Genomic DNA, 10,973 nt, shown 5'->3' on the forward strand with positions numbered 1-10,973 from the left:
TTTTTAATTAATTAAAAAAAATTTCTTATTATCAATTAAACGAGTTTTTCCTAACCATACAGATGCTAGAAGAATCACTTTTTTAACTTTTTTGGATGGATTTTTTAATGTTTGAGAATCGTATATATTAAATATATCAATAGAAAATCCTTTTTTAATTAATAAATTTTTAGATTCATTAATGATTTTTTTTCTAACATGACTTTTTTCTTTTGCAATTTTTCGACATGTTTCTTTTATAATTTTATACAAATAAGGTGCTATTTTATTTTCTTCAGAATTTAAATTGCTATTTCTTGAGCTTAGAGCCAGTCCATTTTTTAGTCGTATTATAGGTAAGCTAATTATCTTTATCATATAATTTAATTCTTTTACAAGAATTTTTACAATTAACAATTGCTGATAATCTTTTTCTCCAAAGAAAGCGAAATCTGGTTGTATAAAATTAAAGAATTTAGCAATAATTGTTGTTACACCTTTAAAATGTCCTGGTCGTGCTTGACCTTCTAAAATTTTAGATAATTTTGGGACTTTAACAAATGTTTGATTTTTTATACCATTAGGATAAATTTGATCAATATGAGGAAAAAAAACTATATCTACATGTTTTTCTTTTAATATTGCACAATCTTGTATAAAGGTTTTTGGGTAATTTTTTAGATCTGATAAATTATTAAATTGCATTGGATTAACAAAAATACTTACTATAATAATATCTGCATATTTTTTTGCTAAAAGTATTAATTTTACATGACCATCATGTAAATTACCCATTGTAGGAACTAGACCTATTTTTTTGTTTGTTTTTTTTAGAAGTATTATTTTTTTGTGTAATATTTCTATTTTTTTTATAATATACAATTTAACTCCATATTTTTAGAAACTATATTTTTTATTAGGAAAAATGCCTTTTTTAACTTCGTATATATATTTTTGAATTGCTTTTTGAACACTACCACTTTCAGAAAGAAAATTTTTTGTAAAACTCGTTTTTTTGCCTTCAGTAATTCCTAATAAGTCATGCATTACCAGAATTTGTCCATCAGTATATTTTCCTGATCCTATTCCAATAACTGGAATAGATAAATTTTCAGTTATTTTTTTTGCTAATTTTTCTGGAATACATTCTACGACAAGCATTTGAATTCCAGATTCCTCTAATAATAAGGCATCATCTATTATTTTTTTTGCATCATGTGGGTGTTTTCCTTGAACTTTATATCCGCTTAAATAGTTAAAAGATTGGGGTGTTAAACCTATATGACCACATACTAATATTGATCTATCAGATAATTCTTTAATAATTTCTACTAACCATTTTCCACCTTCTACTTTTATCATATTAGCACCGGATCTTAAAATTTTTGCTGTGTTTTTAAGCGCTTGTTTAGTATTGTAATAAGACATAAATGGTAAATCAGATAACAAAAATGTCTTTGGTGCTCCTTTTCTAACTGCTTTTGTATGATATTCAATGTCTTTAATTCTTACTGATAATGTAGAACTTTGACCCTGTATAGTCATTCCAAGAGAATCACCTATAAGTATAACTGGAACACCTTGATTAGAAAATAATTTAGCAAAGCTAAAGTCATAAGCTGTGATAGCTGCGAATTTTTTTTTATTTTTTTTCCAATTTTTTAATTGAGAAATTGTAATAGATTCCATATTTGCTCCGGTTGAATATATTTAGATAACAATGTGAATTCAATGTTGAAAGGATATTCGAATTAATTTTTAAATCAATTGAACATCCTTCCCATCTAAATATTTTAATCTGTTAAATTAACCAGTCATTTGCTTTTCTCTAATTTCTGCTAGTGTTTTGCAATCAATACAAAGATTAGCAGTAGGTCTAGCTTCTAAACGACGAATTCCAATCTCAATACCACAAGAATTGCAATAACCAAAATCTTTTTCTTTAATTTTTTTTAAAGTAATTTCGATTTTTTTAATTAGTTTTCGACTGCGATCACGATTTCGTAAATCTAAACTAAATTCTTCTTCTTGTGTGGCGCGATCAATAGGATCTGGAAAATTTGTAGCTTTATCTTGTATATAGAGTAGAGTATGGTTAATTTCATCTTTTAATTGGTTTTTCCATGTTTCAAGAATTTTATGAAAGTGTAACATTTGATCTTCATTCATGTATTGTTCATCTATTTTTTTTTGATAAGGCTGCAAACCTGCAATAGAAAGAACATTTAAAGATGATGTTTTTTTATTTTTTTCTTTTTCCATAGCTCTCTCCGAGATAATATTTTTAATAAATATTAAAAATAAATAAAATTATCAATATAATATTTATTATATTAATTTTATAAATTTAAATTTAGCAAACATTTTTTTAAGATATATTAAATTTATGCTTTTCTTAATGTACTATTTAGATTTTAATTCAAATAATTTAAATTATAAAAAACTTGCTTAATTTTTTTAAAAAAATATTTTAAAATGCTATGTGTATATATTAAATATAATTTCTTCTTATGTTATGGATAAATGAATCATTATAATAAACTATGTTAACATAAACTATAATTAAATATTTTTTTATATGATTAGATTAGTTTTTAAAGATATACTGTTTTTATAAAAAATAAATTTATTATTTCTATTACTATTTATAATAGGATTTTTTTAAATGGCATCAAATAATGTTAAGAAGTTTGCTTTAGGAGTTGAATATGATGGAAGTTTACATCATGGATGGCAACGTCAAAAAAATGTGCCTAGTATTCAAGAAGAAATAGAAAGAGCCTTGTCTATAATTGCTAATCATAAGATAAATGTTATATGTGCAGGTCGTACTGACGCTGGAGTTCATAGTGTGGGACAGGTTGTACATTTTAATACTACAGCTATTAGAAAAAAATTGTCTTGGTTAATAGGGGTAAATAGTTATTTATCTAAAAATATTTCTATTGTATGGGTAAAAGAAGTTCCGGAAAATTTTCATGCTCGTTATAGTGCTATAACACGTTCTTATCGTTATATAATATATAATTGCATTGTTCGTTCTGCTATTTTTCAGACTAAATTAAATCATATTTATAAAGAATTAAATGTAAAAAAAATGTATTCTCAATCTCAATTTTTATTAGGAGAACACGATTTTACATCTTTTAGAGCACTTGGATGTCAATCATATTCTCCATATAGAAAAATTACAAAATTAAACGTTTTCCGTTTTAATAATTGGGTAGTAATTGATATTACAGCTAATTCTTTTTTGCACCACATGGTTCGGAATATTGTTGGTTCTTTAATTGAAGTTGGTATTTCTAAAAAAAAGGAAGATTGGATTCAAGAGTTATTAAAAAAAAAAGATAGAAATTATGCAGGAGCAACTGCGCCAGCTAAAGGTTTATATTTGGTATGTGTAGAATATCCTTCGCATTTTGACTTACCACAATCAGCATATAGAACTATATTTTTTAAATAAAAAGATTATTATTGGTTTATTAATTTTTATAAAAAATATATCTAATAAAATTAGCGAGAATTATTAATGTATAAAAATATAAAAAAAAAAGAAAAATATTAATAAAAATATTTTTTTTTATGTTGGTTTTAATTATTTTTTATGGTTTTTATTTGTATATTAAAATAAATCGATCAATCAAAGGAAAAGTATGGATTCTCCCTACTTTATTGTATGGACGTATAGTTAATTTAGAACCAGGCAATTTGTATTCTCAAAAGGAGATCTCAAATCTTTTAGAAAATACCATGTATAGAAAAGTAGATTCAGTTATGTTGCCCGGGGAATACAGCATAAAAGACAATACTATAGAATTTATACGACGTTCTTTTGATTTTCCTGATATTAAAGAAGGTGAGTTTCATACACGCTTATCTTTTAATAAAAATATTTTAATAGAAATTAAAAACATTGAAAATAATCGTAATTTTAGTTTTTTCCGTTTAGAACCTAAATTAATTGCTATGTTGAAGTCTCCTGAAAAAAAGAAACGTATATTTATTTCTCGTAATAAGTATCCCGAAATGTTAGTTAAAACACTTTTAGCAATTGAAGATAAGTATTTTTATCAGCATGATGGCATTCATATATCTTCTATAGGTCGAGCTTTTTTAGTAAATATCATGGCCGGTCGTACAATACAAGGCGGAAGTACTCTTACTCAGCAATTAATAAAAAATTTGTTTTTAACAAATACTCGTTCAATTTTAAGAAAAATAAATGAAATGTATATGGCTTTAATTTTAGACGGTTTTTATACAAAAGACCGAATTTTAGAGCTTTATTTAAATGAAGTTTATTTAGGACAAGATGGTGATGAACAAATTAGAGGATTTCCTCTTGCTAGTATTTATTATTTTGGTAGGCCAATAGATGAATTAACTTTAGAACAATACGCTTTATTAGTTGGAATGGTAAAAGGTGCATCTTTATATAATCCTTGGACTCATCCTAAATCTGCATTAAAAAGAAGAAACTTGGTGCTATTTTCATTGTATGAACAGAAATATATTACTAAAAATATTTATGAAGATTTATGTAAACGATCTTTAAATGTTCAACCTAAAGGTAATATTATTTCACCCCATCCTTCTTTCGTACAACTTGTCTATCAAGAATTCAAAAAAAAAATTCACAGTCCAATTGAGAATTTTCCGGGAATAAAGATATTTACAACTCTTGATCCTACTTCGCAAAATGCAATGGAAAAAGCTGTAAAAATAGAAATGCTTCTATTAAAAAGAAAAAAAAGACTAAAGGATTTAGAAGTTGCCATGATAGTTATAGATAGATTTACTGGAGAAGTTCAAGCAATTATTGGAAGTTCTAAACCAGAATTTAATGGTTACAATCGTGCTTTAAAAGCTCGTCGTTCTATTGGTTCTTTATCTAAACCAATAACATATTTAACTGCTTTATCACAACCAAATAAATATCGTTTAAATAGCTGGATTTCTGATCGTCCTATTTCTATTAAATTAGATAATGGTAAATATTGGATACCAAAAAATAATAACTTTTCTTTTAGTGGAAAAGTAATGTTATTAGATGCATTAATTCATTCGATTAATATCCCTACAGTTAATCTCAGCATGGATATAGGATTAAAAAAATTAGTTGATAGTTGGTTACATTTAGGAATTTCTAAAAATAGAATTACTCCTTTTCCATCAATATCTTTAGGAGCTATTAATCTAACACCTATTGAAATAGCTCAAGTATTTCAAATAATTGCAAATGGTGGTTATAAATCATCATTATCATCAGTTAAATCGATTATTTCTGATGATGGTCAAGTATTTTATCAAACTTTACCTCAATCGAAACATGTAGAATCTTCTGAAGCTTCTTATTTAACATTATATTCTATGCAACAAGTAGTTAATAGTGGCACGGCAAAATCATTGGGAGTAATTTTTAAAGAATTTTCTTTAGCAGGAAAAACTGGTACTACAAACAATTTAGTCGATAATTGGTTTGTGGGTATTGATGGAAAACAAATTGCAATTACTTGGATAGGAAGAGATAATAATAAAACAACAAAATTATATAGTGCTTCTGGAGCAATGCAAATTTACAGAAGATATCTTCAATATCAACGTCCAATACCATTAGTATTGAAGCCTCCAAAAAATATTAATATGTTTTATATTGATAATATGGGTCAATTATTTTGTGAAAAAAATGATAAACATAATCGAATTTTACCTGTATGGTCTACAAAAAACCAAAAAATTTGTAATAATGATAAATTATCAGAAAATTTTGTAATAAAAGAAAAAAAGAATTTTTTATTTCGATTACAAGATTTTTTTAAAAAATAGAAAATTTTTATTAGAGAAGATGTGGTTTCAATCTACATGATTATTTGAGTTTTTATCAGATATACACTATTGATATTAATTTTAAAATGTTTTATTAATGAAGTTTTTTTATTATATTTCATATGTACTGAATTGAAATAATTTTAAAATCATTCAAGAGAATAATAAAAAATTTTTGACTATTACCTAATTTAAAGATTGCAAATATGAGAATGTATAGTATGTTAATGAAATTTCTAACTAAAATATTTAGTAATCGGAACAATCGCATTTTAAAAAAGTTTAAAAAAATAGTTTTATCTATTAATGAGTTAGAAGAGAAATTTCAATGTTTATCAGATAAAAAATTAAAAGAACAAACAAAACTTTTTCGTTTACGATTAAGCAATGGTGAAACTTTAGATGATATATTACCAGAAGCTTTTGCTACAGTGCGAGAAGCGAGTAAACGCGTGTTTAATATGCGCCATTTTGATGTGCAAATTCTTGGGGGAATAGTTTTAAATCAACAATGTATTGCAGAAATGCGGACAGGAGAAGGAAAAACTTTAACATCAACTTTACCAGCTTATTTAAATGCATTAAGTGGAAAAGGTGTACACATAGTAACTATGAATGATTATTTAGCTCAACGAGATGCTGAAAAAAATACTCCATTATTTGCATTTCTTGATTTGACAGTAGGATTAAACTTATCTGAAATGTCTTTTTTTGCTAAAAAAAAAGCTTACTTATCTGATATTACTTATGGTACAAATAATGAATATGGATTTGACTATTTGCGTGATAATATGATTTTTTCTGCTGAGGAAAGAGTACAAAGAGAATTAAATTATGCATTAGTTGATGAAGTAGATTCAATCCTGATAGATGAAGCTAGAACACCTTTAATTATTTCAGGACCATCAGAAGATAGTTCCGAACTATATAAAGAAATTGATAAAATCGTGCCTTTCTTAGTCTCTCAAAAAAAAGAAGATTCAGATATTTTTAGTGGAACAGGACATTTTACTGTTGATGAACAATCAAAACAAGTACATTTAACAGAAAGAGGATTAATTGAAATTGAAAAAATATTACTCGACAGGAAATTAATGAATACAGGCGAATCATTATATTCCTCTAATAATATAATATTAATGCATCATGTCCTATCTGCGCTGCGTGCTCATAAATTATTTATTCGAGATGTTGATTATCTTGTAAAAGATAATAGTGTAGTTATTGTAGATGAGCATACAGGTCGTACCATGCCAGGAAGAAGATGGTCAGATGGACTACATCAGGCAATAGAAGCTAAAGAAAATGTTCCTATAAAAAATGAGAATCAAACTCTTGCATCTATTACTTTTCAAAATTATTTTCGTTTGTATAAAAAATTATCAGGTATGACAGGGACTGCTGAAACTGAATCTTTTGAATTTAGTTCTATTTATAATCTTGATACTATTGTAATACCAACCAATAGAAAGATGATACGTAAAGATTTGCCTGATTTAGTGTATATCACTAAAAAAGAAAAAATTAATGCTATTATTAAAGATATACAAGAATGTATAAAATTGAATAAACCTGTATTAGTTGGTACAGTATCTATTGAAAAATCAGAAATCATTTCTAAAAAATTATTAAAATTAAATATTAATCATAGTGTTTTAAATGCTAAATTTCATGCTAAAGAAGCTGAAATTATAGCACAAGCAGGTAAACCTAAATCTATTACCATTGCTACTAATATGGCTGGAAGAGGAACAGATATCGTTCTTGGGGGTAATTTAGAAGTCGAATTAAATCGACATAAAAATCTAACTTTAGATGAAATTAAAAGTATTAAAAAGAAATGGAAAAAAGAACATGATTTAGTTGTTTCTGTTGGAGGATTACACATAATTGGTACCGAACGTCATGAGTCGCGTCGTATTGATAATCAATTGAGAGGTCGTGCTGGTCGTCAAGGAGATAGTGGTTCTTCACGTTTTTATCTTTCTATGGAAGATTCATTAATGCGGATTTTTGCATCTGATAAAATTATTTATATGATGCGTAAATTAGGATTATCTTCAAATGAAGCTATTGAACATCCCTGGGTAACTAAAGCTATAGAAAATGCTCAAAAAAAAGTAGAAAATCGTAATTTTGATATTAGAAAACAATTATTAGAATATGATGATGTTATTAATGAACAACGCAGTGCGATTTATTCTCAACGTAATAAACTAATTGATGCCAAAAATATAAGATCAATGATTTATGATATTTTAAAAGATGTTTTAAAAAAAAATATTATTTTATACATGCCTAAAAACACAATGAAAGATAAATGGAACATTATTGATTTAGAAAATAAATTCAATTTTGATTTTCATTTAAACGTACCAATTTCATCTTGGTTAACTATAGAACCTAATTTAAAATATGAAAAAATTATAAGCAAAATAATTGATTTTGCAAAAATTAATTATAAAAACAAAGAAAAATTAATTGGTTCAAATAATATGCGTGTAATAGAAAAAATGATTATGTTACAAACATTGGATTCACTTTGGAAAGAACATTTATCAGCTATAGATTATTTAAGACAAGGTATCCATTTGCGTGGTTATGCTCAAAAAGATCCTAAACAAGAATATAAAAGAGAATCTTTTAATATGTTTTCTAGCATGCTAGAATTATTAAAATATGAAGTAATATCATTTCTTAGTAAGATGAATTTATCTTATGCAAAAAAATATATAAATTTAAACAAAAAATTTGTAGTTGATCCTAATAATACTAAAATTAGTCGAAATGCACTTTGTATATGTGGTTCAGGAAAAAAATACAAGTATTGTCATGGTAGTTTATAACTGTATTTTTCATGAAAAAAAAGATATTTTTTATTCAAGGTAAATTCAATGAATTATATATATGCAGCAATTGGAATTATTATAAATAAAAAAAAAGTTTATATAACTAAGGGGAAATATAAAGAAAATACTTGGGAGTTTCCAGGTGGAAAAATCAAGAAACATGAAAACATAATACATGCATTAAAAAGAGAATTATTGGAAGAAGTCGGAATTACTATATTAAAATTTAATTTCTTTCAATATATAAAATATATAAATTCTAAAAAAAAATTAAAGTTATATTTTTTTTTAATAAAAAAATGGCAAAACCAACCTTATAGTATTGAAGGATACTCATATTATTGGAAATTTTTATATCATTTAAAAACTCTTGATTTTCCACCTGCAAATCATAATGTTATAACTTCTCTTAAAAATAAATTTTAACATTTTTATGTTTCATAAAAAAATATTAATAAAATTTTGTCAAATAGTTTTTTTTAATTTCTGTAATTTTCTTATCGTTTTTTTTTGATAAATATAAGTAAAGTGAATTAAAATAACAAACATATGTATTTATTTTTTTAACATTTTTTTTATTAAAAATAATATCATCTGATATAGAAATTCTTTTTTTTCTGGTAGTCTGTAGTGCAATGATTTTTTTTGCTTCTAGAAAACTGATTTTATCTCTTTTAATTATACGTTTTATTTGTTCTTTTACTGGTGTGTCAACTAAAAGAATCCTGTGAGCTTGTTTTTCTAATTTTTTTTCAATTAGTAATGGTACTACCCATAAACACCAATTTGATTTCGTAAGTTTTATTTGAGTTTTACTTTCTTGATAAATTTTAGGATATAATAGATTTTCTAGCCATAAACGATGATTTTTATCATTGAAAATATATTTTCTAAGTAAAATTCGATTAATTGAGTTTTCTTTATTTAATATTTTTTCTCCAAATTTTTTTTTAATAGAACAAAATATTTGTGAATTATACTCTATAATATTTCTTGCAATAACATCTGTATCAATAACATTGATACCTATTTTTTTAAATCCATTAGAGACAGTAGTTTTTCCACTACCAATCCCTCCAGTAAGTGCTACAATATAAGTCATAATATTTTAGATCTCCATTATCAGTGCTATATTTTAAATCAGGACAATAATTTTATGAGAATTGAAGAAGATATCAAATTAGGTTTTAAAGATGTATTGATTAGACCAAAACGTTCTATATTAAAAAGTCGTGCTCAAGTTGATCTTATTCGTTGTTTTTCTTTTAAATATTCTTCTATTATCTGGTCAGGTATTCCTATTATTGCAGCAAATATGGACACTATAGGTACATTTGAGATGGTGAAATCTTTATCAAATTTTAATATACTAACAGCGGTTCATAAGTATTATTCTTTTGAAGAATGGAAAATTTTTGTTAATTCATCTTCTAAAGAAGTATTGAACCATGTAATTGTGTCAATTGGAATTTCTAAAATAGATTTTTTAAAAATTAAAAAAATATTTTTATTATCTTCGGAGTTAAAATATATTTGTATTGATGTTGCAAATGGCTATTCTGAACATGTTGTTTCTTTTTTGAAATTAGTAAGAGATTATTTTCCAGATAAAATTATTTGTGCTGGTAATGTTGTTACTGGGGAAATGGTTGAGGAATTGATACTTTCTGGAGCAGATATAGTTAAAGTTGGTATTGGTCCAGGTTCAGTATGTACTACACGAGTAAAAACTGGAGTCGGTTATCCTCAACTTTCAGCGATTATAGAATGTGCTGATGCAGCACATGGTTTAAGTGGACAAATTATTAGTGATGGAGGGTGTACTGTTTCCGGAGATATTGCTAAAGCTTTTGGAGGGGGTGCAGATTTTGTTATGTTAGGAGGCATGCTTTCAGGTCATAAAGAATGTTCAGGAGATATAGTCGAAGAAAAATCAAAAAAATATATGTTGTTTTATGGTATGAGTTCTATTTCTGCTATGAAACGTCATCAAGGGAAAATTGCTGGATATCGCGCATCTGAAGGTAAAACAGTTAAAATACCTTTTCGTGGAAGTGTGGACGGTACTATACGTGATATTCTGGGAGGATTACGTTCTTCTTGTACCTATGTTGGTGCAGAGAAATTAAAAGAATTAACAAAAAGAACTACATTTATACGAGTTACTGAACAAGAAAATTGCATTTTTAATATTTTTAAATAATATTCGTTTAAAAGATTTTTTATATTTTAAAATCAATAAAATTAAATATATATAAATATAATTAATTTTATTGATTTTTTTTAGATATTCATGATTGATTCCTCAATCAAGAG

The 10,973-nt window shown here is 25.6% G+C and carries 9 protein-coding genes; 5 read left to right on the plus strand and 4 right to left on the minus strand.

What is annotated here, in order from left to right; all coding sequences use genetic code 11:
* Nucleotides 1-3: 3 nt before the first annotated feature.
* The 3 genes from panC to dksA all read right to left on the minus strand — a co-directional run bounded on the left by panC (nucleotide 4) and on the right by dksA (nucleotide 2,241).
* Nucleotides 4-861 (minus strand): pantoate--beta-alanine ligase, encoded by an 858-nt coding sequence (panC, locus tag D9V72_RS00990; protein WP_158354692.1) that lies wholly within the window; start codon nucleotides 859-861, stop codon nucleotides 4-6.
* A gap of 15 nt (nucleotides 862-876) precedes the next feature.
* The gene (gene panB / locus D9V72_RS00995; protein ID WP_158354695.1) at nucleotides 877-1,668 is read right to left on the minus strand and encodes a 3-methyl-2-oxobutanoate hydroxymethyltransferase; all 792 of its coding nucleotides are present in this window, start codon (nucleotides 1,666-1,668) and stop codon (nucleotides 877-879) included.
* A gap of 117 nt (nucleotides 1,669-1,785) precedes the next feature.
* Nucleotides 1,786-2,241: an RNA polymerase-binding protein DksA gene (dksA, locus tag D9V72_RS01000; RefSeq protein ID WP_158354697.1), complete on the minus strand. Its 456-nt coding sequence runs from the start codon at nucleotides 2,239-2,241 to the stop codon at nucleotides 1,786-1,788.
* 403 nt (nucleotides 2,242-2,644) lie between these two features.
* On the opposite strand from dksA, the gene truA reads away from it, so the two are divergent.
* The 4 genes from truA (at nucleotide 2,645) to D9V72_RS01020 (ending at nucleotide 9,083) form a co-directional block, all read left to right on the plus strand.
* Complete coding sequence (gene truA, locus D9V72_RS01005) at nucleotides 2,645-3,445, plus strand: tRNA pseudouridine(38-40) synthase TruA (RefSeq protein WP_158354699.1); 801 nt, start codon at nucleotides 2,645-2,647, stop codon at nucleotides 3,443-3,445.
* A 95-nt stretch (nucleotides 3,446-3,540) separates the two neighbouring features.
* The gene (gene mrcB / locus D9V72_RS01010) at nucleotides 3,541-5,808 is read left to right on the plus strand and encodes a penicillin-binding protein 1B (protein ID WP_315984296.1); all 2,268 of its coding nucleotides are present in this window, start codon (nucleotides 3,541-3,543) and stop codon (nucleotides 5,806-5,808) included.
* Nucleotides 5,809-6,029: 221 nt separating this feature from the next.
* Nucleotides 6,030-8,654 (plus strand): preprotein translocase subunit SecA, encoded by a 2,625-nt coding sequence (gene secA / locus D9V72_RS01015; protein WP_158354703.1) that lies wholly within the window; start codon nucleotides 6,030-6,032, stop codon nucleotides 8,652-8,654.
* 48 nt (nucleotides 8,655-8,702) lie between these two features.
* Nucleotides 8,703-9,083, plus strand: a complete 381-nt coding sequence (locus D9V72_RS01020) for an NUDIX domain-containing protein (RefSeq protein ID WP_158354705.1) — start codon at nucleotides 8,703-8,705, stop codon at nucleotides 9,081-9,083.
* 25 nt (nucleotides 9,084-9,108) lie between these two features.
* Here D9V72_RS01020 and coaE read toward each other — a convergent pair whose 3' ends face one another.
* Nucleotides 9,109-9,759: a dephospho-CoA kinase gene (coaE, locus tag D9V72_RS01025; RefSeq protein ID WP_158354707.1), complete on the minus strand. Its 651-nt coding sequence runs from the start codon at nucleotides 9,757-9,759 to the stop codon at nucleotides 9,109-9,111.
* Between the two features lie 54 nt (nucleotides 9,760-9,813).
* Here coaE and D9V72_RS01030 point away from each other — a divergent pair, with 54 nt between their 5' ends.
* Complete coding sequence (locus D9V72_RS01030) at nucleotides 9,814-10,860, plus strand: GMP reductase (protein ID WP_158354709.1); 1,047 nt, start codon at nucleotides 9,814-9,816, stop codon at nucleotides 10,858-10,860.
* The last annotated feature ends 113 nt before the right edge of the window (nucleotides 10,861-10,973 follow it).

The organism is Buchnera aphidicola (Macrosiphum gaurae) (genome assembly GCF_005080965.1).
Lineage (GTDB): Bacteria > Pseudomonadota > Gammaproteobacteria > Enterobacterales > Enterobacteriaceae > Buchnera > Buchnera aphidicola_S.